The following is a 25236-nucleotide window of genomic DNA, read 5'->3' on the forward strand; positions in this document are numbered from 1 at the left end:
GCGCCGCGCTTGCGGCGCGGTGCGGGCCGGGCGACGAAGGGGCATGGACGACGCGCCCCCCTGGACCCTGCTCGACAGCCGCACCCTCGTGCAGGACCGCTGGATCAGCTTGCGGGCCGATCGGCTGCGCACCGCGGAGGGGGCGGAGCTCTCCCCCTGGTATGTGCTGGACTACCCGGACTGGGCGGCGGTCGTCGCGCTGACCGATGACGACCGGATGGTGCTGGTCCGGCAGTGGCGCCATGCCGCGCAGGCCTGGTGCCTCGAATTGCCGGGCGGCGTCATGGACCCCGGCGATGCCGACCCCCTCTCCGCCGTCCGGCGCGAACTGCTCGAGGAAACCGGGCACGCCGCGCGCAACTGGCGGTATCTCTACGCCGCCTACCCCAACCCGGCGATCCAGACGAACCGCATCCATTTCGTGCTGGCCGAGGGGGCGCATCCCGCCGGCGCCATGGCGCATGAGCCTGGCGAGACGATGCAGCTTGCCTGCCTTCCCGTCGCCGAGGTGCTGGCGGGCATCGGCCAGGGGATGCTGCACCAGGCGATGCATGTCGGCGCCGCGCTCGCCGGCCTGGCGGCGGCAGGGAGGATAAGGCTGTGACCGATATCCGCGTCGTCCCTCTCGCCCCGCATCACCGCGAGGATTGGGAGCGCCTCTACGCCGCCTATGCTGCCTTCTACCGCGTTTCCCAGACGCCGGAGATGCGCGCAACGGTCTGGGGCTGGATCATGGACCCCGCGCATGAGGTCAAGGCGCTGGTGGCAGAGGATGCCGACGGCCGCGCAGTGGGCCTCGCGCATTACCGCCCCTTCGCGCGGCCGCTGGCGGCGAGCACAGGCGGCTTCCTGGATGACCTGTTCGTCGCGCCGGCGGCGCGCGGGACGCGCGTGGCCGATGCGCTGATCGAGGCGCTGGCGGCGGAAGGTCGCGCGCGAGGCTGGAGCCTGATCCGCTGGATCACGGCGGACGACAATTTCCGGGCGCGCGGCGTCTATGACCGGCTGGCGACCCGGACCATGTGGATCACCTATGACCGCAAGCTCGACTGAGCGGAGGCCCGGCCTGCGCCGCCGTCTGTTGCTGGCGGCGCCGATGCTGCTGGCAGCGCGCCCGGCGCGGTCCCAGCCGCTCCCCGGGACCTGGCGCGACGCGGCGCGGGATCGGGACCTGCCGGTGCTGATCCGGCTGCCGGCCACGCCAGGCCCACGCCCGGTGGTGATCATCAGCCATGGCCTTGGCGGATCGCGCGAGGGGCTGGCCTATCTCGGGCGCGGCGTCGCGGAAGCCGGTTTCGTGGCGGTGCATCTGCAGCACCCCGGCACCGATGCCGCAGTCTGGCGCGGCGTGGCCGAGCGCGGCCCGGCGCTCGCGGCGGCGGCGCTGGATGTCGGCAATGCCGTCGCGCGCCTGCAGGACGGGATCTTCGCGGTGACGGAGGTGCTGCGCCGGGCCGCGCAGACGGGCGATCCGCTCGCGGGCCGCGTGGATGCGGAGCGACTGGCCGTCGCAGGACATTCCTACGGTGCCTGGCTGGTGCAGCACCTGCTCGGCCAGCGCCTGCCCGGCGGCGATCGCGGCCTGCCGCTGCCAGATCGGCGGCTGCGGGCGGGCATCGCCCTCAGCCCCTCCCCGCCGCGGGGATTGCCGCCGCGACTGGCCTTCGCGCGCGTGGCGACCCCGATCCTGCATGTGACGGGTACGGCGGACCATGGCTGGGTGGAAGGCGCGAGCCCGGCGGACCGCGAGATCCCGTTCCAGTCCATCACCGGCGCGCCGCAGGCCTTGCTTGTGCTGGACGGGGCGCGACACGCCGCCTTCGCGGACGAGGCTGCGGCAGGCCCCCGCTGGTCCGACCCCGCCTATCACGCCCGCGTCGCGGCGGTTTCGGTGCTGTTCCTGCAGGCGATCCTGATGCAGGACGCGACGGCGCGCGCCACGCTGCGGGAGGGCGCGCCGGAGGCGCTGGAACCGGGTGACCGCCTGGAGACCAGGGGCCTCTGATCCGTCGCGTCAGTCCCGGTCGCCGCCGCGGGCGCTGAAGCTCGGCGCATCGCCCGCCTGGACAGCCGCGGAGGCGCGCATCAGCGCGCGCTCGACCGGGCCGGACTCGCCCTGGGGAAGCGCGGCGGCGCCAACCAGCAGCCCGAGGAGCGCTGCGGCGGCGAGCAAGGCGTATTCCAGACTGACCGTTCCGCGAGTCTGACCCAGCAACACACCCAGCGAGGCGGGAAGATGTCTCATAATCTATCCAAACCGCGCTATTTCGGATCGCAGCATGACGACATTTTCCTCACAAAGCAATACAATTTTGACGCAAATCACGCATCGCGCGCACAAGGCGCGACAATGCGTCCTTCGCGGATCGCTTTGTGCCGTCGGAAAGGTTGAGACTTCGCAAACGAAAACGGGGACCCCTGAGGGTCCCCGTTCAGCCGCCGAAGCGGGATCCGATCTGTCGCGGGCGGTCAGGCGGCCCGGAGTGCCCTCGGCAGGTCGGCCAGCGAGGCATCGATCAGCTTCGCATCGGCCTCGGCATCCACCGTCGTCGCCAGCACGTCCCGCGCCGCTGTCGTGGCAATCTCGGCGGCGGCGTGCCGCACCTCGGCCACCGCGCTCGCCTCCGCCGCCGCGATGCGATCGAGCGCCATGCGCTCCCGCCGCTTGGCTCCAGCCTCCGCCTCCTCGGCGGCAGCCTTCGCCACGCGCTCGGCCTCGGCGCGGGCGCGGGACAGCATCTCCTCGGCTTCCTTCAGCGCCGCGGCCCGCTCCGCCTCGGCCTCACGGCGCATCGCCTCGGCCTCGGCCCGCAGGCGCTGCGCCTCATCCAGTTCGGAGCGGATGCGGCTGGCGCGCTCGTCCAGCATTGCGGTGACGCGCGCCCAGGCCATCTTGCCCACCAGGGCGAAGAAGATGACGAAGGAGACGGCGACCCAGAATTTCGGGTCGAGCCAGAAATGCTCGTAGTGGTGCTCCATCCGAGCCTCCTTCAGCCGGCCCGCGCGGCCAGCGCGCGGTCCACCGCGGCTTCGAGCCGGCCGCGGTCGGCGCCGCCGGCGACCTTCGCCACCAGCGATTCCGCCGTCTCGAGCGAGACCTGGCGAAGCGCGCCCATCGCGGCGTCCCGGGCGGCGCCGATGCGCTGCTCGGCTTCCTCGATCTGGCGCGACAGGCGCTTGTTCAGCTCCTCGCCGCGCGCCGCGGCCTCGGCCTGCGCCTGCTGCATCGCACTGGCAATGGAGGATTGCGCCTCCGCCCGCGCCTTCGCCGTGGCGTCGCGATGCGCCGCCATCGCGGAATCCGCTTCCGCCTTGGCCGCCTGAGCGGCCGCGAGGTCGGCGGCGATGCGAGCCCGACGCTCCTCCAGCACGCTTTCGACGCGCGGCAGGGCGTAGGTGGACATCACGTAGTAGAGCAGGCCGAAGATGATCAGCAGCCAGACGATCTGGGCGATCAGCAGCGGATTGCCGAAGTCGAGCTGCGGCATGGTACCCTCTGTTCTGCGCTGCATGGGCGCGAAGCCGCCCATGCCACCCGGCCGCCGGACTGGCCGGCAGCCCACCGCGCGCGGGCCCGGGCGGGCGAACCCGCCCCGGCCCCGGCCGGATCAGGTGAACAGGATGAGGAAGGCGATCAGCAGCGCGAAGAGCGCGACCGCTTCCGTCAGCGCGAAGCCCAGGATGCCGATCGGGAAGACCGCATCGCGCGCCGAGGGGTTGCGGCCGACCGCGGACACCATCGCGGAGAAGATGCTGCCGATGCCGATGCCCACGCCCGCGAGCGCGATGACGGCGATGCCGGCGCCAAGGGCCTTCGCGGCGAGAACTTCCATGGTGGTGATCCTTCCGTGTGTTCGGTTGGGGTAAGGGGTCCGCCGCCGCTCAGTGCAGATGCACGGCGTCGTGCAGGTAGATGCAGGTCAGGATCGCGAAGACGTAGGCCTGCAGGAAGGCGACGAGCAGCTCGAACCCGATCAGCACGACATTCAGCGCCAGTGGAAGCGAGGCGCCGAGGAAACCGAGGACGCCGGCGCTGCCCATCAGCACCACGAAGGTGGCGAACACCTTCAGCATGACGTGGCCGGCGACCATGTTGGCGAAGAGACGCACCGAGAGGCTGACCGGCCGCGAGAGATAGGAGATCAGCTCGATCGGGATGATCAGCGGCGCCAGCGCCTTCGGCGCGCCCTCGGGGAAGAAGTAGCCGAAGAACTTCGTGCCGTGGATCGACAGCGCCACGATGGTCACCAGCAGGAACACGATCGTGGCAAGCGCGAAGGTCACCACGATGTGGCTGGTGAAGGTGAAGGCGAAGGGCAGCAGCCCGATCAGGTTGCCGAACAGCACGAACATGAACAGCGAGAACACGAAGGGGAAGAACTTCTTCCCCTCGTCGCCGATCTGGTTCAGGCAGAGGCCCTGGATGAACTCGTAGGACGCCTCGGCCACCGATTGCAGGCGGCCCGGCACCACCGCGCGGCGCGCCATGCCCCACATCACCAGCGCGGTGATCGCACCGACCGCCAGCAGCATATGCGCGGTGGACTGGGTGAAGCCGACGGAAGCGCCAAGCTTCCCCAGCACGGGGGTCAGCTCGAACTGGCCCAGCGCGTCGATCGTCTTGCCTTCGGCAGCCAACTTCGCTCTCCCGCCCAACCCAAGCGGGCCCGGCCCGCAGCTGCCTATTTCCCGGCGCGGCGTGGGGTGATCAGCCGATAGACGTTCAGCACCCCGGCAGCGCCGCCAAAGACGAAGAACAGGAGGAAGAGCCACGGCCAGGTACCGAGCCAGCGGTCGAGCAACCAGCCGAGCCCCACACCCGCGATGAGCGCCGAGACGACCTCGACACCCGCCCGGAAACCGATCCCCCAGGTGCCCCCCTGCGGCAGCTGACCGGGCCCTGGCGAGGTGGGCTTCGCCCCCTGCCGTTCCCGCGCTTTCCGCAGCCGCTCCTCGAAATCGTCACTGTCCGGCACGCGCGCTCCTCCTTGCGGTCCCCCGCCCGGAAGGCGGCCTGCTCCTACGGTGCAGGGGGGCGGGTGTCAAGGCGAGCCCTGCCGCATTGCAGCATGCGCCGCGCCTTGCACGCCACCGCCGAGCGGATCATCGGGCGTCACCGCTTCCAGCCGGTCCACCGCCCGCAGCGAAGGGAACCAGCGCATCCAGAGCAGCACGACCGTCATCGTGCCGAAACCGCCGAGCACCACGGCCGCCACCGGCCCGAGCAGCGCCGCCATGCTGCCGGCATAGAACTCGCCGAGCTGGTTCGAAGTGCCGATGAATAGCGAGTTCACCGCCGCGACCCGCCCGCGCATCTCGTCCGGCGTGCCAAGCTGCACGAGGGACTGCCGCACCACCACGCTGACCACATCGGCGGCCCCCACCAGCGCGAGCGCCATCACCGACAGCGCCAGCGACTCGGACAGCCCGAACATGACCGTGCCGGCGCCGAACAACGCCACCGCCCGCAGCATGCTGAGCCCCGCCCGCCGGCCGAGCGGCCGCCAGGCGAGCCAGAGCGACGCCGTCAGCCCGCCGGACGCGAGCGCGGAGCGCAGGATGCCGAGGCCCCAGGGCCCGGCATCCAGGATGTCGCGCGCATAGACCGGCAGCAGCGCCGCGGCGCCACCGATCAGCACCGCCACCATGTCGAGCGTCACCGCCCCCATCAACGCCGGCCGCGCGCGAAGGAACACCAGGCCCGACAGCAGCACCTCCAGTGTGACGCGCCCGCGCGGCCGTGGCTGCGCCGCCATGCGGATCAGCAGCACCAGCACGGCGGACAGCAGCGCGAGGGCGGCGACGCCCGCATAGGGCGCCGCCGGCCCGCCCGCCGCATAGAGCAGGCCGCCCGCGGCCGGCCCGGCGATGGTCGCCGCCTGGCCGGTCGAGGCGGCGAGCGCATTCGCCCGCGCCAGGTCCTTCGCCGCCACCACGCTGGCCAGCAGCGCCTGGGAGGCCGGCATCTCGAAGGCACGGGTGACGCCGAACAGCGCGACGATCGCAATGATCCAGCCGGCATCGAGCCAACCCGCCAGGCTGCCCGCGGCCAGCGCGGCCGCAGCGAGGCCGTTCGCGGCCCGGCAGGCGGCGGTCACGGCGCGGCGGTCCAGCCGGTCGGCAGCAAGGCCGGTGACGGGCGTCAGCAGCAGCATGGGCACGAACTGCACCAGCCCGATCAGGCCGAGGGCGAAGGCGCTGTCTGTCAGCGCATAGACCTGCCAGCCCACGGCGACGACCTGCATCTGCAGCGCGAAGGCGGACAGGACGCGGGAGGAGAGGAACAGCAGGAAGGGAGGCTGGCGCCACAATGGCAGCGTGGCGTTGGCGGGTTCGGCCATGGCGCATGGCAGCACCGGCGCGGTCCAGCGTCCAGCGGCGCTTGCCGGCAGCCCGGGGACCGGCGCAGCCTGCCGACCGGCGCGGGCGGAGGAGACGAAAGCGATGCGCGGCTGGAGCCTCTGGGCAGTACGGATGCTCGGGGTGGCGTCCATGCTGGTGCTGGCGGCGGCCGGCGCCAGGGCCAACCCGGATGCGCTCTGGGACATCGTGCATGGGCGCTGCGTGCCCGACATGCAGGAAAGTGCCTCGCCGGCGCCCTGCACGCTGGTCTCCCTCGGCGCGGGCGTGGAGCGCGGCTATGCGGCGCTCAAGGACCGCCGCGGCATCGCACAATACCTGCTGATCCCGACCGCGCGCGTGACCGGCATCGAGGATCCGGCCCTGCTGGCAGCAGGAACGCCGAACTATTTCGACGCGGCCTGGCGCATCCGCGACCTGGTGCAGGCGCGGCTGCCGCGCGCGCTCCCGCGCGACGGGTTCAGCCTGGCGATCAACTCGGCCTATGGGCGCACGCAGAACCAGCTGCACATCCATGTGGATTGCGTGCGCGCCGATGTGCGCGACGCGCTGCGCGACAACGCGCAGCAGATCGGCGCGGCCTTCGCGCCGTTCGCGCCGCGCCTGGCCGGACGGCGCTACCTCGCGCGGCGCATCGCGGCCGCGGAGCTGACGACCGACAATCCATTCCTGCTGCTGGCAGCGGGCGTGAACGGCGCGCGGGAGGCGATGGGCCGCTACACGCTGGTCGTGGTGGGCATGGACTTCGCCGGCGAAGGCCCGGGCTTCGTGCTGCTCGCCGGCCGCGCCGATCCGACGGCGGGCAATCCGGGGAGCGGGGAGGAGTTGCAGGACCACGATTGCGCCATCGCGCGGTGACTTTCGTGACCGGCAGCTTGCGCGGCCCCCACCCCGACCCTCCCCCGCAAGCGGGAGAGGGAGAAGCACCTACGCGCCGATGAACCCGCCGGACTGGCGCTGCCAGAGCTTCGCATAGACGCCGCCCTGGGCCAGCAGCGCGGCATGCGTGCCCTGCTCCGCCACCCGCCCATGCTCCAGCACCACCAGCCGGTCCATGCGCTGCAGCGTGGAGAGGCGATGCGCGATGGCGATCACGGTCTTGCCGGACATCAGGCGATCGAGGCTCTCCTGGATCGCGGCCTCCACTTCCGAATCCAGCGCGCTCGTCGCCTCGTCCAGCACCAGGATCGGCGCGTCCTTCAGCAGCACGCGCGCGATGGCGATGCGCTGGCGCTGACCACCCGAAAGCTTCACGCCGCGCTCGCCGACATGCGCATCGTAGCCGAGCCGCCCTCGCCAGTCGGAGAGCTGCTCGATGAAGTCATGCGCCTCCGCGCCCCGCGCGGCAGCCTCCACCTCGGCCTCCGTCGCATCTGGGCGGCCATAGCGGATGTTGTCGCGGATCGAGCGGTGCAGCAGCGCGGTGTCCTGCGTCACCACGCCGATGGCCGCGCGCAGCGATTCCTGCGTGAAGCCGGCGATGTCCTGCCCATCCACCAGGATCCGCCCCGATTCCGGGGCGAAGAAGCGCAGCAGCAGGTTGATCGCGGTGGTCTTGCCCGCGCCGGAATGGCCGACCAGGCCCACGCGCTCGCCCGGCGCCATGGTCAGGTCGAAACCGTCGAGCACCGCGCCGCGGCGGCCGAGCGCCAGGTCGTCCGGCGCCCGCCCGTAGCCGAAGCGCACATGCTCGAAGCGCAGCGCGCCCCGCGTGACGATCAGCGGCACGGCGCCGGGCGGGTCTGGCGCGGTGGGCGGCACGGCGATGGAGCCCATCGCCTCCTGTACGACGCCGATATTCTCGAAGATGCCCGCGACGTTGAAGGCGACCCAGCCGGAGATGTTGGCGATCTGCCAGGCCATCGGCAGCGCCGCCGCGACGACGGCCAGCGGTATCTCGCCCTGCGACCACAGCCACACCGCCAGGCCGCCGGTGGCCACCAGCAGCATCGCGTTCAGCGTGGAGAGCAGCAGGCCGTTCAGCGTCACCAGCCGGGTCTGCCGCGCGAAGTTGTGGTTCAGCGTCTGCAGCGCCTCCCGCACATGGGCGTCTTCCTGCTCGGCGCTGGCGAAGAGCTTCACCGTGGTGATGTTGGTGTAGCTGTCCACAACGCGACCGGTCAGCGCGCTGCGCGATTCCGAAGCCTTGCGCGCGCGGTCGCGCATGCGCGGCACGATGATCCGCAGCAGCGTGGCGTACAGCACGAACCAGCAGAGGATCGGCAGCGCCAGCCGCGCATCGGTGGCCGCCAGCGTCAGCACCGCGCCGGTGCCGTAGACCAGGATGTACCAGACCGCGTTGACCGACTGCACCACGCTCTCGCGCAGCGCCGGCCCGGCCTGCATCACGCGGTTGGCGATGCGGCCGGCGAAATCCTCCTGGAAGAAGGGCAGGCCCTGGCGCACCACATGCCAATGCGCCTGCCAGCGGATCATGCTGGTCACGCCGGGGATGATGCCCTGCTGCGTCACCAGGTTCTGGCAGAGGATCGCCAGAGGGCGCGCGAAGAGCAGCAGCGCCGCCATGCCCGCCAGCGTGCCGCCTGCCTCCGCCCAGATGCGCTCCGGCCCGTACGCCTCCAGCAGCCCGATCACGCGCCCGATGAAGATGGGGATCAGCAGGTCGAGCAGCGCGACCGCCAGCCCCGCCGCGAACAGCGCCAGGAACAGCGCGCGCGCCTGCCGTGCGAAATGCAGGTAGAAGCCGATCAGCGATTTCGGCGGCGCCTCCTCCGGCACCGGCACGCCGAGCAGGCGGGCCGCAGGCCTTCCCGGCTGCGCCACCGGGTCCATCGCACTCTCGAACTGGCGGAAGGGAAGCACGGCGGCAGATCGCGCCCCTTCCGCGCCGGCGTCAACCTTCCTGGCGCGCAGCCTGGCGCACGGGATCGTCAGGCGCCGGGATCTCCCGCGGGGCGAAGCGCAGCAGCAGCCAGCCGGCGACGCCCGCGATGCAGGACCCGAACAGGATGCCGAGCTTCGCCTGCGCCTGCATCGCCTCGCTGCCGGGGAAGGCGAGCAGCGCGATGAACAGGCTCATCGTGAAGCCGATGCCGCAGAGCAGCGAGGTGCCGACAAGCTGCAGCATGCCCGCGCCCATCGGCAGATCCGCCCAGTTCAGCCGGATCGCGATCCAGGATGCGCCGAACACGCCCACCAGCTTGCCGAGGCTCAGGCCGACCATCACGCCGAGGGTGATGCCATCCTGCAGCAGGCTCGCATCAAGCGCCGGGATCGTCACGCCCGCATTGGCGAAGCCGAAGATCGGCACGACCAGGAAGGCGACGGGCTTGTGCAGCGCATGCTCCAGCCGGTGCAGCAGCGATTCCTCGACACCGGCATCCGGCGCGCCCGGCGTCCGACGCAGCGGGATGAGGAAGGCAAGCAGCACGCCCGCGATCGTCGCATGCACGCCGGAGCGCAGCACGAACAGCCACAACACCGCGCCGAGGATGAGATAGGGCCAGAGCGCGCGCCGCTGGCCGCTCGCCTTCATCACGAACAGCGCGGTCACGATGGCCCCGGCGATGGCGAGATCGGGCAGCGAGATGGTCTCGGTGTAGAAGATGGCGATGATGATGACGGCGCCGAGGTCGTCGATGATGGCGAGCGCCGTCAGGAACACCTTCAGCGAGACCGGCACCCGATTGCCCAGCAGCGCCAGCACGCCGAGCGCGAAGGCGATGTCCGTCGCGGTCGGGATCGCCCAGCCGTCCAGCGCCTGCGGGTTGCCCTGGTTGAGCGCGACATAGATCACCGCCGGCACCGCCATGCCGCCGGCCGCGGCAAGCCCCGGCAGCACGCGGCGCGGCCAGGTCGAAAGCTGGCCGTCCACCACCTCGCGCTTGATCTCCAGGCCGACGAGCAGGAAGAACACCGCCATCAGCCCGTCATTGATCCAGTGACCAAGGCTGAGCGGACCGAGATAGGTCTTCAAGGCGCCGAAATAGGCGGGCGCAAGCGGCGAGTTGGCAATGACGAGGGCCGCCGCGGCAGCCGCCATCAACACCAGCCCGCCGGACGCCTCGCTGGCGAGGAAGGCGCGGAGCATGGAGGCGGGACGTGCGGAACGACGGGTCGAAGCAGGCTCGGCCATAAGCTTACTCGCTGGATGTCGGGAGGTGAATTTTATGTATGATCTTGGATAGCGTTCCGCAATCTCTCCACGCGCCAGGCGGCAAGGCGCACATCGCCATCCATGTCCGCAACGATCCAGACCATCCGGTCCAGGAACCACATCTTCGAGAGCAAAGCCACCGAAAGCCCGGTGAGCGCGGCCCAGGGCGCCAGAATGGCAAGGCCGTAGAGCAGCAACACCCCGCCCGACGCGGACAGCGCGTTCAGCAGCAGCGGCATGCGCCGATGCCGCGCCGGCACCGGCACCTCGTTCCGCGCCAGCCAAAGCCGCTCCCCCAGCACGGCGCGCGAGGCCCAGCTTGCCGTGCTGCGTGGCGGCGGGAAGACGCGGGGATTGACCCAGGTCCAGGCCAGCAGTGCCGCAACCGGCACCAGCGCCCACCAGCCGATCCAGGCCCGGCTCCACACCGCCAGTGCCAGCAGCGGCAGGATCGGCACACGAGTCCAGACCGACCAGGGGTTCGCATGCCGCGCCCAGGCGGCATCATCCATCCGATGGGCGCGGGCGATGCGGGCCTCGAGGGTCATCCGCCAGACATGCGGCGCACGATCTCCTCGGGGCTGACCTCCTCGATATGCGTCGCGACGTGCCAGACATGGCCGAAGGGATCGGTCAGCGAGCCCATGCGGTCGCCATAGGGCTTGTCCTCCGGCGGGCGCCCGGCCTTCGCGCCGGCCGAAACGGCGCGCGCGAAGACCGCGTCCACATCCTCGACATAGAGCACGAGTGAGACGGAGGTGCCGCCGTAATGCGGCGGTGCATAGGCCTGGTACTCGGCGGTCTGCTCGCCGATCATCACCATGCTGTCGCCGATCCGGAATTCCGCGTGGGAGACGGTGCCGTTCGCGCCGGGGATGCGCATGGTCTCCTCGGCGCCGAACGCCTCCGCATACCAAGCCAAGGCGCGGTTCGCGTCCTCCGCGATCAGATAGGGCGTGACGCGGCCATAGCCGGGCGGGATGGGCGGGACGGGCATGCCTGCTTCCTCCTGTCGGAAGGCCGCACCATGCGCCGCAGGCCGGTCGCGATGCAAGAACATACCAAGAACTTGATCGCCTGGCTCAGCCCGCGACGGGGGTCTCCGCCAGTTCCACCGCGCGCTGCAGGTCCACGCTCAGCAGCCGCGACACGCCGCGCTCCTGCATGGTCACGCCATACAGGCGATGCATGCGCGCCATCGTCAGCGGGTGGTGCGTGACGATCAGGAAGCGCGTGCCGTTGCGCCCCTCCTCGTCGCCGGCGGCCATCACCTCCAGCAGGTCACAGAGCCGTTCGACATTCGCGTCGTCGAGCGGCGCGTCCACCTCGTCCAGCACGCAGACCGGGGCGGGGTTGCAGCGGAACACCGCGAAGATCAGCGAGAGCGCCGTCAGCGCCTGCTCGCCGCCCGAGAGCAGGTTCAGCGAGGCGAGCTTCTTGCCCGGCGGCTCCGCGTAGATCTCGAGCCCCGCTTCCAGCGGATCGTCGGAGCCGACGAGCGCCAGATGCGCGCGGCCGCCGCCGAACAGGCGCGTGAACAGGCCGCGGAACTCGGCATCCACCTTGTCGAAGACCACGCGCAGCCGCTCCCGCCCCTCGCGGTTCAGGTGGCCGATCTGGCCGCGCAGCTTGGCGATGGCGGTGGCGACTTCCGACCGCTCGGTGTCGATGGCGTCGCGGCGCGCGTCGAGCTCGCTGAGTTCCTGCTCGGCGCGCAGGTTGACCGGCCCCATCTCCTCGCGCTCGCGCGTCAGCCGGTCGAGTTTTTTCCTCGCCCTCTCTTCCGCCTGCTCGGTCAGGTCGGCGACGTCGGCCGGCAGGTCCGGATGCGCCTCGCCGAGGCGTTCGGCGATGCGCTCCTCCACCGAAAGGGCGGCGGCCTCGGCGGTCTCCATCGCGCCCTCGGCGCGCACCTGGCCCTCGCGCGCGGCGACGAAGCGCGCATCGGCCTCGCGGCGATGGTTCGTGGCGGCGCGGAGTTCCGTCTCGGCCTCGTGCAGCACGCGCGCGGCCTCGGCATGCGCCGTCTCGGCCTCCGCCAGCAGCCTCGCCGCTGCGGCGCGCCGCGTCGCGGCGGCTTCGGGCGCTTCCGCCAGGCGCGTGACCTCGGCCTCTGCCTCCTCGCGCCGCGACGACAATTCCTCGCGGCGGGCGGCGGCTTCCTCGCGTCGCTGCGCCCATTCCGCGCGCTCCGGCCCGATCGTCTCCTGCCGCGCAGCCAGCCGCGTCGCCTCGGCGGCGAGCGCGGCACGGGCGTCGCGCGCCGCGGCCTCGGCGGCGCGGGCGGCGACCAGTGCGGCGCGGGCCTGCTCCACCTCGGCGCGCAGCGCGGCGAGATCGGGCGCCGCCTCACGCGCGGCCTGCGCCTCGGCCAGCGTGGCCTCTGCCGCTTCACGCTCGGCCGCCGCGCGTTCCACCTGCGGCGCCAGCACGGCAAGCCGTGCCTCGGCCTCGGCCGCACGCGCCGTCAGCGCCTGCGCTTCCTGGCGCAGCCGCGCGAGCGTCGCCTCTGCGCCGCGGCGCGTCTCGCGCGCGGTGGCATCCTGCTGCACCGCCTGCTGCTCGGCGCGCGCGGCGGCGTCACGGGCGGCGCGGGCGGCGAGCGTATCGGGCGCCGCGGCACGCGCGGCGCGTGCCTGTTCCAGCGCGGCGGCGGCGGCCTGCAACTCGGTGTCGAGCCGCGCCAGTTCCGGCTCGACCGCGGCCAGCCGCTGCTCGGTCTGCGCGGCGCGGGCGGCGACGCGCTCGGCGGTCGTGGCGGCAGCGCCGGCACGGCGCTCGGCATCGGCCCGCGCCTCGCGCAACCGCGCCTCGGCCTCGCGGGCCTGGCGTTCTTCCTCGGCGGCGTCGCGCGCCGCACGCTGCGCCACGGCGAGGTCGGGCACCGCATCGCGCGCGGCGCGGGCGGCGGCGAGCGCGGCCTCGGCGGCTCCAACATCCGCGTCGAGGCGACCCAGTTCCGGCGCCAGCGCAGCCAGGCGCTGCTCGGCCTCGGCGGCGCGGGCGGCGATGCGCTCGGCGGCGGCGATGGCGGCGGCGGCGCGGCGCTCGGCCTCGGCGCGAAGGCCGCGGCAGCGCGCCTCCTCCTCGCGCGCGGCCTGCTCCTCGGATTCGGCCTCGGCGCGGACGGTCTGGGCGGCGGCGGCGGCGGCCTCGGCCTGATCCAGCACCACCTGCGCGGCGCGCAGCTTGTTGCGCTGCGCGAGGCGCACCGCGCCCGGGCTCGGCGTGCCGGCGCGGGCGCAATGGCCGTCCCAGCGCCACAAGGCGCCGTCCTCGCTGACCAGCGCCTGGCCCGGCAGCAGCGCCGTTTGCAACGCAGCGCCGTCCTGGCCACGCGGCAGCAGCCCGATCTGCGACAGCGCGCGCGCCAGCGCCGCCGGCGCCTCGACCAGCCGGGACAGCGGCGTCGCGCCACCCGGCAGATGCGGCGGCACCTCGAAGGGCGGCAGGGCGCGCCAGTGGCGCGGCGCGGCGGCATCCAGCGGGCTGTCCAGCGCCTCGCCCAGCGCGGCGCCCAGTGCCGCTTCCAGCCCCGCCGGAACCGAGACGGAATCCAGCACCGGCGCCAGCCCAGCGCTGACCGCCGCGGCAGCGGCGACCTCGGTCAGCGCCGCCACCTCGGCCCGGGCGCGGGCGCGCGCGCCCTCGGCGGCGACGGCGGCGCTGCGCGCGGCCTCGTGGCGGGATTGCGCGGCGGCGCGGGCGGCCTCGGCACCCTCCAGCGCGGCGCGGCTGTCGCGCAGCGCGGCCTCGGCGGCCTCGGCCTCGTCCAGCGCCGCGCCGCGCTCCGCATCCGGCACCAGGGCAGCGGTGGCGGCGTCGCGTTCGGCGGCAAGGCGGCTGCGCTGCTCCGCCAGGCGCCGCAGCGCGCCCGCGGCGCCATCCAGCGCGGCATTCGCGCGCGTGGCGGCGCCTTCGGCATCGGCGGTGGCGGCGCGGGCGGCCTGCAGGCGCGCGACGGTCTCGGCATGCGTCGCCTCGGCGGCGGCCAGCGCCTGCTGGGCTGCGGCGAGCGCGTCGGCGGTGGTCTCCGCGTCCTGCTGCGCGGCGGCGCGCTCGGCCTCCGGCACCAGCGCGGCGCGCGCGGCGTCGCGCTCGGCGGCAAGGCGCTGATGCTGCTGGCCCAGCCGGCGCAGCGCGACCTCGGCGGCCTCCAGCGCGGCGCGGGCGCGGGTCTCGGCTTCCTCGGCCTCGGCGGCGGCGCCGCGGGCGGCCTCGTGGCGGGCCTGCGCCTCGGCCCGCCCGGCCTCCATCGCGACCAGCGCGTCTTCGGCCGCGGCCAGCGCGGCCTCGGCCTCCGTCACCGCGGCCGCGGCGGCGTCCAGCGCGTCCTGCGGCACTCGGGCGGCCTCGGCGGCGCCCTGCTCGGCGGCGAGCCGGTTGCCCTGCTCGGCCAGGCGCTTGGCGCGGTTGGCGGCCTCGCTCTCGGCGCTGGCCAGTGCGGCGGCCTGGGCGGCGGCCTCGGCGGCCAGTTCGGTGGCGCGGTCGGCAGCGCGCGCGGCGTCCTGCACGGCCTCGGCGGCCTCGGCCTCGGCGGCCTCGGCGGCTTCGCTGCGCGCCGGCAGGCTGGCGGCGGCGGCTTCCAGCGCCTCGGCCTCGGTAGCGAGCCGGGCGGCGGCGGCCTCGGCATCGGCCTGCATGCGCGCGGCGTGGTCCAGGTCGCGGGCCAGCGCATCCCGCCGGCCGGTGGCGGCGTCGAGCGCCGCGCGGGCGTCCTGTTCCTCGGCGTCCAGCGTCTCGGATTCGACGCGGCGGCGTTCCAGCGCGGTGCGCGCCAGCGCCTCCGCCTCGCGCGGGCCGGGCAGCCCCTGCTCCGCGGCGAAGGCACGCTTCGCAGCCCCTTCCGCCTCGAACTCGGCCTCGCCGACCGCGGTGCGGGCGCGGTGGAAGGCTTCCTTCGCCGTCGCCAGCGTCGCCTGGGCGCGGGCGCGCAGGATCGCCAGCCACTCCACCTCGGCCCCGCGCACCAAGCCGGAGAGGTTGCGGTAGCGCGCCGCCTGCCGGGCCTGTCGCTGCAGGCCCTGCCGCGCGCCCTCCATCTCGTTCAGCAGGTCCTCGGCGCGGGCGAGGTTGTTCTCCGCCTGGCGCAGCTTCAGCTCGGCCTCGTGCCGGCGGGCGCGCAGGCCGGCGATGCCGGCCGCTTCCTCCAGCACCGCGCGGCGATCCTCGGGCTTGGCCTGGATCAGCGCGGCGACCCGGCCCTGGCTGACCATGGCGGAGCTGCGCGCGCCGGAGCCGATATCGGCGAACATGGTCTGCACGTCGCGCGCCCGCAGCTCCCGCCCGTTGACGCGGAAGCTGCTGCCGGAGCCGCGCTCGATCTTGCGCACGATCTCGAGGTCCGGCGTCTCGGCATTCGGTGGCGGGGCAAGCCCCATCGCCTCCTCCAGCGTCAGCGTCACCTCGCACACATTGCGGGAGGCGCGGCTGGCCGTGCCGGCGAAGATCACGTCCTCCATCTCGCCGCCGCGCATGGTGCGGGCGTTCGTCTCGCCCATCGCCCAGCGCAGGGCTTCCACGATGTTGGACTTGCCGCAGCCATTCGGGCCGACGATGCCGGTGAGCCCCGGCATCACCTCGACCAGCGTCGCCTCGGCGAAGGACTTGAACCCGGCGATGCGCAGCCGGGTGAGGCGGGCCGTGCGCGCCGCCTCGATCTGTGCCTCGGTCCGGCCGGGCTCCTCGGCGGGCGCGGCCTCCGTGCCCTCCTCGGCGGGCGGCGGCACGGCCTCCATGTCAGCGCGTCTCGGCGACCAGGGCGGCGAAGCGGTCGAAGCCGATGGCGCCCGGCACCACGCGGCTGCCGAACACGAAGGTCGGCGTGGAGCTGACATTGTACTGCCGCTGCGCCTCGGCCCGCTGCTCCAGGATGGCGCGCTGCAGGGGCGCGTCCACGATCGCCTTCTCGAAGGTCTCGCGATCCATGCCGGCCACGGCCGAGAGCTTCCACAGCTCGCCCTTCACATCCGCGTTGCGGTTGAAGGCCCAGCGGTCCTGGGTGGCGAACAGCGTCTGGACGAAAGCCGAGTAGCGATCCGCCGGCACGCTGCGCGCCAGGGCGGCGACGGCCAGGGCGAGCTGGTCCAGCGGGAAGTCGCGATACACCAGCCGCACGCGGCCTGTGTCGATCAGGTCCTGCTTCACCTTGGGGAAGGTGTCGCGCGAGAAGGCCGCGCAATGGCCGCAGGTCAGCGAGAAGAACTCCTGCACCACCACCGGCGCATCGGCCTTGCCGATGGAGCGCTCGGTCAGGCGCGGGTCGTCCTGGGCGAAGGACGGGGCGGCAGGCAGCGCCACGGCGCCGGCAGCAAGGGCGAGGACGGAACGGCGAGGGATCATTCAGGCAGCCTCCGGCAAAGCGGGGTCTGGGACTCGGGGGGGTCCCTTATCGGTTCCGATAGACGCCGCGGCCAAGCTTTTCCAGGGCCTCGCGCAGATCCCCCGGCGGCAGGGCCTCCAGCCGCTCCGCCACGGGCTTCGGCAGGGCACCCGGACGGGCCGGCGCGGGGGTGGCGCGGTGCGGGGCGCCGCTGGCGGCCTGCTGCACGAAACGCAGCCGTTCCACCACGGCGCGGCCGAGATGGCCATTGATCCGGGCCGTCAGCTCCGGCGCCAGGTGCTGCAACTCCATGGCCACCGGGCCGGAACAGGCGATGGTGAGCGTGCCGGCGGTGAGCCGCAGCGGCGCCGTGACGGCGGCCAACGCCGGCCCGACCGCCTGCGGCCAGTCCGCCATCAGCGCGGCGCCGGCCGGGCTGCGCCGGCGGAAGGCCGTGCGGGTGACGGCCGGGATCAGGGCGGAGAGTGCCAGGGGGGCTCCCGGAAACCGCCTTGCGTCGCCATCCTTCGCCACGCGTGACCCCTTCTTCCTCATTGCCGGGCGGGCCGCCGGCCCCCGACCTGCTCGCCTGGTACGACCGGCATCGGCGCGACCTGCCGTGGCGGGACGTCTCGGGCAAGCCCGATCCTTACCGCGTCTGGCTGTCCGAGGTCATGCTCCAGCAGACCACGGTGGCCGCGGTGGGCCCGCGCTATGCGCGGTTCCTGGCGCGGTTCCCCGATGTGGCGGCGCTGGCCGCCGCGCCCTGGGCGGCGGTGGCGGAGGAATGGGCCGGCCTCGGCTACTACGCCCGGGCGCGCAACCTGCATGCCGGGGCGAAGGCGCTGGCGGAACAGGGGTTCCCGCGGGACGTCACGGGACTCCGCGGGATTCCCGGGATCGGCGCCTATACCGCGGCGGCGGTGGCGGCCATCGCCTTCGGCGTGCCGGTGGTGCCGACGGATGGGAATGTGGAACGGGTGGCGGCCCGCATCCATGCCGTGGAGGCGCCGCTGCCGGGCGCCAAGAAGGCGCTGGATGCGCTGGCGAATCGCTGGATGGAGCAGCCCGCTGCGCGGGCCCGCCCCGGCGACTTCGCCCAGGCGCTGTTCGACCTCGGCGCCACGATCTGCACGCCGAGGCGCCCGGCCTGCGCGCTCTGCCCCTGGCGCGAGGCCTGTGCGGCACAGCGTGCCGGCATTGCGGAGACCCTGCCGCGCAAGGCGGAGAAGAAGGCGCGGCCGCTGCGGTTCGGCGTGCATTTCGCCATGGCCGATGCCGACGGCCGCCTTCTGGTGCGCCGCCGCCCGGCGACGGGGCTGCTCGGCGGCATGCTTGAAGTCCCCGGAACACCCTGGCGCGAGGCCGCCTGGGCCGCGGCGGAGGCGCTGGCGCATGCGCCCGTGCCCGGCCTGCGCTGGACCGCCCTGCCCGGCGAGGCGCGGCACGGCTTCACCCATTTCGAGCTGCGCATGACGCTGCTCGCCGCGCGGCATGCGGGCGGCGCGCCGGAGGGGTTCGCCTGGTTGCCGCCGGCGGAGGCGAAGGCCGCGATGCCGACGGTGATGCGCAAGCTGCTCGTCCTGGCGGAGGACGCCTTCAGCCCGGCGTGACGGCTTCCCGCAAGGCCGCCGGCAGCGCGGCAAGCAGTGCCGGCTCGGCTACGGAGAGGGGCGGGCCGGAGGCGACGAGGCGTGGCTCGGCACGCTGCGTGTCGAGGATGCGCCACAGGTCGCAAGCGGCGGCGTAGCGCGCGAAATTGGCGCAGGCGCGAGGGAAGCGGCGCCGCGCGTCGGCTTCCGGCACGGCATGCCCGCCCGCCGCGACGCGATCGGCGATGCGGCGCAGCGCCAGACTGAGATCCGGCAGGATGCAGAACAGAAGGTTCACGCTGAAGCCGGCGGCTTTCGCGCCTCGCACGGTGCGCAGGTGCGTGAGGCCGGCGAGGGTGGTTTCGAGCGCGAAGCTGCGGCGTGCGGCGATTCCCTCGTCGACAAGTGTCAGCACAAGACGCGCCGCTCGGGTTGCGGTCTGCGCGTCGGGCGTCTGCGTGAGCGGCGACAAGCCACGCGCCAACTCATCCAGATTGACGAAGCGTTCCGTTCCCGCCGCCGTACGCAGATAGCGCCGCGCATAGGTTGTCTTGCCGACGCCGTTCGGCCCGGCGATCAGCCAGAGGATCGGCCTGGCCTCACCCACCTTGCGCCACCACCTCCTGCCGCAGCTCGTCCAGCAGGCGCATGCGGCCGTCGCGCGTCTCCAGGAACCAGAAGGTCCAGCCGTTGCAGGAGGGCGCCGCCTGCAGCTCCGCGCCCACCTTGTGGATCGAGCCGGCCGCGGCGCCGCAGCGAAGCGTGCCGTCCGCGCCGACCTGCGCCTTCCAGCGCCGGTGCCGGTCCGTCAGCGTCGCGCCCGCGGGAACCAGGCCGCGCTCCACCAGCACGCCGAAGGCGATGCGCGGCTGCTCCCGCTTCGAGGGCAGCGAGAGCGCCGCGCTTTCCGGCAGCGGCTCCACCAGCGCCAGCCTCTCCCGCGCCGCCGCGGCATAGGCTTCCTCGCGCTCGATCCCGAGGAAGCGCCGCCCGAGCCGCTTGGCCACCGCCGCGGTGGTGCCGGTGCCCAGGAAGGGATCGAGCACCACCTCGCCGGGCATGGTGCAGGACAGGATCACGCGATGCAGCAGCGCCTCCGGCTTCTGGGTCGGGTGCAGCTTGCTGCCGGCATCGTCGCGCAGCCTCTCCGCGCCGGTGCAGAGCGGGATGAACCAGTCGCTGCGCATCTGCAGCTCCTCGTTCAGCGCCTTCATGGCCTGGTAGTTGAAGCGATAGCGGGATTCCGGGCTGCGCGCCGCCCAGATCAGCGTCTCATGCGCGTTGGTGAAGCGCCGACCTCGGAAATTCGGCATCGGGTTCGCCTTGCGCCAGATCACGTCGTTCAGGATCCAGAACCCCAGATCCTGCAGCGCGGCGCCCAGGCGGAACACGTTGTGGTAGCTGCCGATCACCCAGATCGTGCCGTCCTTGCGCAGCACGCGGCGGCATTCCGCCAGCCAGTCGCGCGTGAAGGCGTCATAGGCGCCGAAATCGGCGAAGCGGTCCCAGTCGTCGTCCACGGCATCCACGACCGACGTGTCCGGCCGGCGCAGCTCGCCCTTCAATTGCAGGTTGTAGGGCGGATCGGCGAAGACGGCATGGACCGAGGCGGGCGGCAGGCGCCGCAGCGTCTCGATGCAGTCGCCGACCAGCACCTGGTCGAGCGGCAGGTCGAGACCGGTCCCCATCGTTCTGCCCGCACCCCCCGCGAATCGGCCCGGCACCATGCGGCGCGCCGAGTCGCGGCGTCAATCGCCGAGCAGCGCGAAGAGGCTCGCCTGGTCCACCGGGGCGAAGCCGCGGCGGTGATGCGGTGTCGGGCCCAGGCGGGCGAGCGCCGTGCGATGCTGCTCCGTCGCATAGCCCTGGTGGCTGGCGAATCCGTAGCCCGGCCAACGCGCATCGAGCCGCGCCATCGCCCGGTCGCGCGTGACCTTCGCGAGGATCGATGCCGCGGCAATCGAGAGGCATTGGGCATCGCCGCCGACCACGCAGCGCACCGCGCAGGGCAGTGCGGGCGGCTGGTTGCCGTCCACAAGCGCCAAGTCCGGCGGCTCCGCCAGCCGCGCGAGCGCCCGCGCCATGGCGAGTTGGCTGGCACGGAGGATGTTGATGCGGCCGATCTCCGCGACGCTGGCCGCGGCGACGGCATAGTCCAGCAACCCGGCCCGCGACGCGGCGATGAGCGCGGCGAAGGCGGCTTCCCGCTTCGCAGCGTTGAGCTTCTTGCTGTCGTCGATCAGCGCCGCGAGGGCGCGCGGGGGGCGCCGGCGGAACACCACCGCGGCGGCCAGCACAGGTCCGGCCAGCGGCCCGCGCCCGGCCTCGTCGAGCCCGGCCACCCGTCCGCCATGCGCCGATTCGAGCGTGAAACCCGGCATGACCTCCGCATAGCGCGCGGGGTCGAGTCCTGGCGAGGGCAACCCGCGCGGTCGGCGCCGCGTTCGCGGCCGATCAGCGTCGGACCATGGCGACGACGGTTGCGAGCCGGTCGGGCGACGTCACGCCTCCGGCAGGTCGCGCGCTGCCTTGTCGTAGCCCCGCCAGGGATCGGCGCGCTTCAGCCGATCCGGCGCGGTCCGGATCGTGAAGGCCTTCGGATCGAGCCCGTCCTTCACCTCGCTCCAGGCCAGCGGCACCGACACCGTCGCGCCCGGACGCGCGCGGGGCGACCAGGCGGAGACCGCCGTCCCCTGCCGTTCGTTGCGCAGGTAATCCAGGAAGATGCGGCCCTTGCGCGCGCGCTTGGCGAGCGTCGTCGTGTACCGCTCCGGCTCGGCCGCGGCCAGCCGCTCGCAGAAGCCGCGCGCGAAGGCCTTCACCGCGGGCCACTCGTAGCAGGGGACGATCGGTGCCACCACATGCAGGCCCTTGCCGCCGGTCGTCTTGCAGAAGGCCTTCAGCCCGGCCTTCTCCAGGGCCTTGCGCACGGTCAGCGCGGCCTCGATCACGCGGCCGAAGCCGAGGCCCTCATCCGGATCGAGGTCGAAGACCAGGCGGTCGGCACGTTCCGGATCGGCGGCGCGCGAGCCCCAGACATGGATCTCCACCACGCCCGACTGCGCCAGCGCGACGAGGCCCGCAGCATCCGTCACGCAGAGATGCGGCTTCGCCTCGCCCGCGATCGCGACCTGCCCGATCAGCGCGGAGGTGCCGGCGCCGGCATGGCGCTGCCAGAAGCGGCCGCCCTCCACGCCATCGGGCGCGCGCAGCAGGGTCAGCGGGCGTCCGCCGGCATAGGCCAGCAGCGCCGGCGCAACCGCTGCGAAGTATTCGGCCAGGTCGCGCTTCGCGATGCCCTCGTCAGGCCAGAGCAGCTTGTCGGGGTTGCTGAGCGGCACGCCCGCCACCTCCGCCGCGGAGGAGGCCCGCACGCTGCCGCCGGCGGGGTTCTGCGTTGCTGTCCGGGGCGCCTCCACCTGCTCCGCCGGCTTGTCCTCGCGCAGCGCCCGGAAACTGCCCTGCCGCAGCATCCCCTCGCCGGTGAAGCCGGCATAGCCGATCTCGGCGACCAGCTTCGGCTCGACGAAGGTCGCGTCCTTGCCGCCGGCGCCGCCCTCGAAGGGTGAGGTCTTGCGGCGCAGCGGCTTCAGCGCGCGTTCGAGCTGCGCCGCCTTCGCCGCCGCGATGCCGGAGCCGACGCGGCCGAGATAGACCAGGGAACTGCCGCGCCAGGCACCCATCAGCAGCGTCAGCGAGCCCTTGGCGCCAGTGGCATGCCCGCCGATGACGAATTCGTCGGTGCCGCGGCATTTCGTCTTCACCCAGCCCTCCCCGCGTCCCGCGCGATAGGCGGCGTCGCGCCGCTTGCTGACGATGCCTTCCAGGCCGAGCCGGCAGGCCGACATCAGCACGGCATCGCCGGGCGCCTCGAAATGCTCGACGAAGGCGACGCCCGCCGGCGGCTTCCGCAGCAGCGCCTGCAGGCGCTGCTTGCGCTCCGCCAGCTTGAGGTCGCGCAGATCAGCGCCATCCGCGAAGAGCAGGTCGAAGGCGTGGTAGCGCAAGGCGCCGGTGCGCTTCGCCTCCAGCGCGGCGACGAGGGCGGGGAAGTCCGGCCGGTTCTCCGCATCCAGCGCGACCACCTCGCCGTCCAGCGTGCAATCGGGCAGGCGCGACAAGGCGGCGGCAGTCTCCGGGAAGCGGTGCGTCCAGTCGAGCCCGTTGCGTGTCAGCAGAGTCGCGGTGCCATCGCGGATCCGCGCCTGGATGCGGTAGCCATCGAGCTTCGGCTCATGGACCCAGGCCGCGCCGCTCGGCGGGCGATCCGCGAGGGTGGCGAGTTGCGGCGGCAGGAAGGACGGGTCGGCGTTGCGCACCGGCGCATCCGGCTTCGCGCGCTTCGCCCAGCGCGAGCGGCGCTGTGGCTCGGCGGGGTCGGGCTTGCGCCTCGCCGGCATGGCGCGGCCGCTGGCGACGGAGGTGGCGTTGTCGCGCACCAGCGCATCGCCGCTGCCGGGCTGGGCGTATTCGTCCTTCTCCTTGATGAGCAGCCAGTTCACCCGCTTCTCGCCCTGGCGCGGCTTCATGCGGATCAGCGCCCAGGCGCCGGTCATGCGCTCCGCCGTGACGCTGAACTTCAGATGGCCTTCGGCAAGGGCGGTGGCGGGGTCGGTGTCGCCGATCGGCTCCCAGGTGCCGCGATCCCACAGCAGGACCTCTCCGGCGCCGTAGCCTTCGGGGATGGTGCCCTCGAAGCTGCCGTAGTCGAGCGGATGATCCTCCACCTCCACCGCGAGGCGGCGCTCGGCGGGATCGAGGCTCGGGCCGCGCGTGACGGCCCAGGATTTCAGCACGCCGTCGAGTTCGAGCCGCAGGTCCCAATGCAGCCGCGTGGCGGCGTGCATCTGCACGACGAAGGCCCGCGCGTGCCTGCGCCTTCGGCCGACGCGGCCGGCCGGCTCGGGCGATCGGGTCAGGTCGCGCTTGGCGCGGTAGGTATCGAGGCGCGGCATGGCTTCCGGTCCGGATGAGACCGTAACGCGGCCGGCGCCGATGCGATCATCCCCGCCGCCGCGGGCGCATCGGATCAGCGCGCGGCGAGGGCGGCGTTGGACTCCTCGAACATGCGCACGACCTTCTGCCCGTCATAGGGGCGTTCGTTCAGCGTCTCCGGGTCCCATTCGCTGCGCTCGACGCCGAAGAAATCGCCGCCATAGACATGCAGCGCGCCGGTCAGGCGCGGGATCGGGTTCACGACGGAATGCACGATGTCCTTGCCGAGCACGGTGCAGTCCCGCACGCCAAGCGCCTTGGCGCCCGCGGCCTCGACCCGGCCGCCCTCCAGCCTCCGCCAGAAGATGTTGTCCTCGCGCCCCGTGTAGATGCCGATCACCGCCCACATCCGGTGATCATGCGGCATCAGCACCATGTTCGGGCCCCAGACGAGGTTGAGCACCGTCAGGTCCGGCGCGCGATACACCACGTTCAGCCCGGCGCGCTGCGGCTCGCCGATGGCCGCCATGAGGCCGGCAGGATCGTCGACGGCACGGCCGACCACCTCCCGCACGTGGCGATGACCCCCGGCATCGGCGGCGAGCGCCCCCCGGCAATCGGCGACGAAGCGGTCCAGATCGAGCATGGCCTGCCTCCCTCACGCTGGCCGGCGCAGCGCGCCGGAGACGGCATCCTATGCCGTTGCGCGCAGCGGAGCACAGGATACTCGACCTGGCCACACGGGGAGGTGTTTTTGGCGTATCGGCAGCTACAGCAGCTCCAATTGGCGTGGCGCGGCCTGGGGCGGGCGGAACTGGCTGCAGTCCAGGCCGCGCTCGCCCATGCGGTCGCGGCCCTCCATGCCGCAGCGGCGCAGCGCCAGCCTGAAGCGCTGCGCGATCAGCTCGGCATAGGGGCCGGTGCCGGTCTGCCGGACGCCGAAGCGGCTGTCATAGAACTGCCCGCCGCGCGTCTCCCGCACCAGCGCCAGCACGCGGGCGGCGCGGTCGGGGTAGTGTTCCTGCAGCCAGGCCTCGAACATGCCGCGGATCTCGAGCGGCAGGCGCAGCAGCACGTAGCCCGCGCGTGCGGCGCCGGCGCGGGCCGACATCTCCAGGATGCGCTCCATCTCCATGTCGTTGAGCCCGGGAATGATCGGCGCCACCAGCACGCCGGTCCGTACGCCCGCCTTGCTCAGCGCCGCGACGGCTTCCAGCCGCTTCAGCGGCGTCGCCGCGCGCGGCTCCATGATGCGGGCCAGCTTCCCGTCCAGCGTGGTGACGGAAAGACAGACATGGACCAGGTTGCGCTCGGACATCCGGGTGAGGATATCGAGGTCGCGCAGCACGCCCGCGCTCTTGGTCACGATGGTCACGGGATGACCGAATCGCTCCAGCACCTCCAGCACGCCGCGGGTGATGCCGAGGGTCCGCTCGACCGGCTGGTAGGGATCGGTGTTGGCGCCGAGCGCCACCGGCTTCGCGACATAGCCCGGCTTCGACAGCTCCTTCTCCAGCAGCGCCGGCAGGCCCGGCTTGAACATCAGCCGCGTCTCGAAATCGAGGCCGGGCGACATGCCGACATAGGCATGGGCGGGCCGCGCATAGCAGTAGACGCAGCCATGCTCGCAGCCGCGATAGGGGTTCAGGGACCGGTCGAAGCCGATATCGGGGCTGTCATTCCAGGTCAGCGCGGCCTTCGCCTTCTCCCGGATCAGCTCCGTGGGCAGCGGGGGAAGCTCCGCGAATTCCGCGGCGAGCGTGCCCCAGCCATCGTCGCAGCGCTCGGTGCGCGTGCTTTCGTAGCGCACCGCGGGGTTGGTGACGGCGCCCCGGCCCTTGCGAGCCAGGGAGGGCATGGCGGAGGCTCCACCGTCCGGCATGATCGCTCCTGAGTTTCCTGCTTTGTTC

General features: G+C 72.9%; 25 protein-coding genes. 5 read left to right on the top strand and 20 right to left on the bottom strand.

Annotated features, from left to right (window positions below; all coding sequences use genetic code 11):
* Positions 1–43: 43 nt before the first annotated feature.
* The 3 genes from E4T13_RS13720 to E4T13_RS13730 are packed head-to-tail and all read left to right on the top strand — an operon-like array spanning position 44 to position 2005.
* Entirely contained in the window at positions 44–604 is a 561-nt protein-coding gene (locus tag E4T13_RS13720) for an NUDIX hydrolase (protein ID WP_137178853.1), read from the top strand.
* Positions 601–1053 (top strand): GNAT family N-acetyltransferase, encoded by a 453-nt coding sequence (locus E4T13_RS13725; RefSeq protein WP_137178854.1) that lies wholly within the window; start codon positions 601–603, stop codon positions 1051–1053. The genes E4T13_RS13720 and E4T13_RS13725 overlap by 4 nt, the downstream gene beginning before the upstream one ends.
* On the top strand, positions 1034–2005 hold the full coding sequence (locus tag E4T13_RS13730) for an acetylhydrolase (RefSeq protein ID WP_137178855.1): 972 nt from the start codon (positions 1034–1036) through the stop codon (positions 2003–2005). Before E4T13_RS13725 ends, E4T13_RS13730 begins: the two co-directional genes overlap by 20 nt.
* A gap of 9 nt (positions 2006–2014) precedes the next feature.
* Here E4T13_RS13730 and E4T13_RS13735 read toward each other — a convergent pair whose 3' ends face one another.
* From E4T13_RS13735 to E4T13_RS13765, 7 genes are all read right to left on the bottom strand, one after another.
* A complete protein-coding gene (locus E4T13_RS13735; RefSeq protein WP_137178856.1) occupies positions 2015–2245 on the bottom strand; it encodes a hypothetical protein in 231 nt (76 codons plus the stop codon).
* A 224-nt stretch (positions 2246–2469) separates the two neighbouring features.
* Positions 2470–2979: a F0F1 ATP synthase subunit B gene (locus E4T13_RS13740; RefSeq protein ID WP_137178857.1), complete on the bottom strand. Its 510-nt coding sequence runs from the start codon at positions 2977–2979 to the stop codon at positions 2470–2472.
* Between the two features lie 11 nt (positions 2980–2990).
* Entirely contained in the window at positions 2991–3488 is a 498-nt protein-coding gene (locus tag E4T13_RS13745; RefSeq protein ID WP_240791123.1) for a F0F1 ATP synthase subunit B', read from the bottom strand.
* A 120-nt stretch (positions 3489–3608) separates the two neighbouring features.
* Positions 3609–3833, bottom strand: a complete 225-nt coding sequence (locus E4T13_RS13750; RefSeq protein ID WP_137178859.1) for an ATP synthase subunit C family protein — start codon at positions 3831–3833, stop codon at positions 3609–3611.
* A gap of 49 nt (positions 3834–3882) precedes the next feature.
* Positions 3883–4638 (bottom strand): F0F1 ATP synthase subunit A, encoded by a 756-nt coding sequence (locus E4T13_RS13755; RefSeq protein ID WP_137178860.1) that lies wholly within the window; start codon positions 4636–4638, stop codon positions 3883–3885.
* Positions 4639–4682: 44 nt separating this feature from the next.
* Complete coding sequence (locus E4T13_RS13760; protein WP_137178861.1) at positions 4683–4976, bottom strand: AtpZ/AtpI family protein; 294 nt, start codon at positions 4974–4976, stop codon at positions 4683–4685.
* A 66-nt stretch (positions 4977–5042) separates the two neighbouring features.
* Positions 5043–6341, bottom strand: coding sequence for an MFS transporter (locus E4T13_RS13765; RefSeq protein WP_137178862.1), 1299 nt, complete (start codon positions 6339–6341; stop codon positions 5043–5045).
* Between the two features lie 103 nt (positions 6342–6444).
* Between E4T13_RS13765 and E4T13_RS13770 the strand changes: the two genes are divergently transcribed.
* The gene (locus tag E4T13_RS13770; protein WP_206030172.1) at positions 6445–7218 is read left to right on the top strand and encodes a CDP-diacylglycerol diphosphatase; all 774 of its coding nucleotides are present in this window, start codon (positions 6445–6447) and stop codon (positions 7216–7218) included.
* Positions 7219–7287: 69 nt separating this feature from the next.
* Here the strand turns inward: E4T13_RS13770 and E4T13_RS13775 are convergent, their stop codons facing one another.
* The 7 genes from E4T13_RS13775 to E4T13_RS13805 all read right to left on the bottom strand — a co-directional run bounded on the left by E4T13_RS13775 (position 7288) and on the right by E4T13_RS13805 (position 17333).
* A complete protein-coding gene (locus E4T13_RS13775; protein WP_306768491.1) occupies positions 7288–9183 on the bottom strand; it encodes an ABC transporter ATP-binding protein in 1896 nt (631 codons plus the stop codon).
* Between the two features lie 31 nt (positions 9184–9214).
* A complete protein-coding gene (gene nhaA / locus E4T13_RS13780; RefSeq protein WP_137178863.1) occupies positions 9215–10456 on the bottom strand; it encodes a Na+/H+ antiporter NhaA in 1242 nt (413 codons plus the stop codon).
* Between the two features lie 32 nt (positions 10457–10488).
* Entirely contained in the window at positions 10489–11025 is a 537-nt protein-coding gene (locus E4T13_RS13785) for a DUF6653 family protein (protein ID WP_137178864.1), read from the bottom strand.
* Entirely contained in the window at positions 11022–11474 is a 453-nt protein-coding gene (locus E4T13_RS13790) for a VOC family protein (RefSeq protein ID WP_137178865.1), read from the bottom strand. Before E4T13_RS13790 ends, E4T13_RS13785 begins: the two co-directional genes overlap by 4 nt.
* Before the next feature lie 85 nt (positions 11475–11559).
* On the bottom strand, positions 11560–16215 hold the full coding sequence (locus E4T13_RS13795) for an AAA family ATPase (protein ID WP_170984987.1): 4656 nt from the start codon (positions 16213–16215) through the stop codon (positions 11560–11562).
* A gap of 1 nt (position 16216) precedes the next feature.
* Positions 16217–16819 (bottom strand): thioredoxin domain-containing protein, encoded by a 603-nt coding sequence (locus tag E4T13_RS13800; RefSeq protein ID WP_137178867.1) that lies wholly within the window; start codon positions 16817–16819, stop codon positions 16217–16219.
* Positions 16820–16865: 46 nt separating this feature from the next.
* Positions 16866–17333 carry a DUF721 domain-containing protein gene (locus E4T13_RS13805; RefSeq protein WP_240791125.1) on the bottom strand — a complete coding sequence of 156 codons (468 nt, stop codon included), beginning with the start codon at positions 17331–17333 and terminating at the stop codon, positions 16866–16868.
* Between the two features lie 2 nt (positions 17334–17335).
* Here E4T13_RS13805 and E4T13_RS13810 point away from each other — a divergent pair, with 2 nt between their 5' ends.
* Complete coding sequence (locus tag E4T13_RS13810) at positions 17336–18412, top strand: A/G-specific adenine glycosylase (protein WP_240791126.1); 1077 nt, start codon at positions 17336–17338, stop codon at positions 18410–18412.
* Here E4T13_RS13810 and E4T13_RS13815 read toward each other — a convergent pair.
* From E4T13_RS13815 to E4T13_RS13840, 6 genes are all read right to left on the bottom strand, one after another.
* Complete coding sequence (locus E4T13_RS13815) at positions 18399–18998, bottom strand: AAA family ATPase (protein ID WP_137178870.1); 600 nt, start codon at positions 18996–18998, stop codon at positions 18399–18401. The two genes, E4T13_RS13810 and E4T13_RS13815, sit on opposite strands and share 14 nt — an antisense overlap.
* Positions 18991–20079 (bottom strand): DNA methyltransferase, encoded by a 1089-nt coding sequence (locus tag E4T13_RS13820; protein WP_137178871.1) that lies wholly within the window; start codon positions 20077–20079, stop codon positions 18991–18993. The genes E4T13_RS13815 and E4T13_RS13820 overlap by 8 nt, the downstream gene beginning before the upstream one ends.
* Before the next feature lie 60 nt (positions 20080–20139).
* Positions 20140–20772: a ribonuclease HII gene (locus E4T13_RS13825; RefSeq protein WP_137178872.1), complete on the bottom strand. Its 633-nt coding sequence runs from the start codon at positions 20770–20772 to the stop codon at positions 20140–20142.
* 120 nt (positions 20773–20892) lie between these two features.
* A complete protein-coding gene (gene ligD / locus E4T13_RS13830; RefSeq protein ID WP_137178873.1) occupies positions 20893–23346 on the bottom strand; it encodes a DNA ligase D in 2454 nt (817 codons plus the stop codon).
* A gap of 74 nt (positions 23347–23420) precedes the next feature.
* The gene (locus tag E4T13_RS13835) at positions 23421–23972 is read right to left on the bottom strand and encodes a hypothetical protein (protein ID WP_137178874.1); all 552 of its coding nucleotides are present in this window, start codon (positions 23970–23972) and stop codon (positions 23421–23423) included.
* A 123-nt stretch (positions 23973–24095) separates the two neighbouring features.
* Positions 24096–25184 carry a PA0069 family radical SAM protein gene (locus E4T13_RS13840; protein ID WP_306768492.1) on the bottom strand — a complete coding sequence of 363 codons (1089 nt, stop codon included), beginning with the start codon at positions 25182–25184 and terminating at the stop codon, positions 24096–24098.
* Between the last annotated feature and the right edge of the window lie 52 nt (positions 25185–25236).

The sequence above is a fragment of the Roseomonas sp. AR75 genome, assembly GCF_005222815.1.
Taxonomy (GTDB): Bacteria; Pseudomonadota; Alphaproteobacteria; order Acetobacterales; family Acetobacteraceae; genus Falsiroseomonas.

Bases quoted from the DNA above. Each gene is read 5' to 3' on its own strand.
- E4T13_RS13745 (WP_240791123.1), bottom strand. From the start codon at position 3,488: ATGCCGCAGCTCGACTTCGGCAATCCGCTGCTGATCGCCCAGATCGTC.
- E4T13_RS13820 (WP_137178871.1), bottom strand. From the start codon at position 20,079: ATGGGGACCGGTCTCGACCTGCCGCTCGACCAGGTGCTGGTCGGCGAC.
- E4T13_RS13765 (WP_137178862.1), bottom strand. From the start codon at position 6,341: ATGGCCGAACCCGCCAACGCCACGCTGCCATTGTGGCGCCAGCCTCCC.
- E4T13_RS13835 (WP_137178874.1), bottom strand. From the start codon at position 23,972: ATGCTCGATCTGGACCGCTTCGTCGCCGATTGCCGGGGGGCGCTCGCC.
- E4T13_RS13720 (WP_137178853.1), top strand. From the start codon at position 44: ATGGACGACGCGCCCCCCTGGACCCTGCTCGACAGCCGCACCCTCGTG.
- E4T13_RS13785 (WP_137178864.1), bottom strand. From the start codon at position 11,025: ATGACCCTCGAGGCCCGCATCGCCCGCGCCCATCGGATGGATGATGCC.
- E4T13_RS13800 (WP_137178867.1), bottom strand. From the start codon at position 16,819: ATGATCCCTCGCCGTTCCGTCCTCGCCCTTGCTGCCGGCGCCGTGGCG.
- E4T13_RS13770 (WP_206030172.1), top strand. From the start codon at position 6,445: ATGCGCGGCTGGAGCCTCTGGGCAGTACGGATGCTCGGGGTGGCGTCC.
- E4T13_RS13730 (WP_137178855.1), top strand. From the start codon at position 1,034: ATGACCGCAAGCTCGACTGAGCGGAGGCCCGGCCTGCGCCGCCGTCTG.
- E4T13_RS13825 (WP_137178872.1), bottom strand. From the start codon at position 20,772: ATGCCGGGTTTCACGCTCGAATCGGCGCATGGCGGACGGGTGGCCGGG.
- E4T13_RS13750 (WP_137178859.1), bottom strand. From the start codon at position 3,833: ATGGAAGTTCTCGCCGCGAAGGCCCTTGGCGCCGGCATCGCCGTCATC.
- E4T13_RS13790 (WP_137178865.1), bottom strand. From the start codon at position 11,474: ATGCCCGTCCCGCCCATCCCGCCCGGCTATGGCCGCGTCACGCCCTAT.
- ligD (WP_137178873.1), bottom strand. From the start codon at position 23,346: ATGCCGCGCCTCGATACCTACCGCGCCAAGCGCGACCTGACCCGATCG.
- E4T13_RS13795 (WP_170984987.1), bottom strand. From the start codon at position 16,215: ATGGAGGCCGTGCCGCCGCCCGCCGAGGAGGGCACGGAGGCCGCGCCC.
- nhaA (WP_137178863.1), bottom strand. From the start codon at position 10,456: ATGGCCGAGCCTGCTTCGACCCGTCGTTCCGCACGTCCCGCCTCCATG.
- E4T13_RS13840 (WP_306768492.1), bottom strand. From the start codon at position 25,184: ATGCCCTCCCTGGCTCGCAAGGGCCGGGGCGCCGTCACCAACCCCGCG.
- E4T13_RS13740 (WP_137178857.1), bottom strand. From the start codon at position 2,979: ATGGAGCACCACTACGAGCATTTCTGGCTCGACCCGAAATTCTGGGTC.
- E4T13_RS13735 (WP_137178856.1), bottom strand. From the start codon at position 2,245: ATGAGACATCTTCCCGCCTCGCTGGGTGTGTTGCTGGGTCAGACTCGC.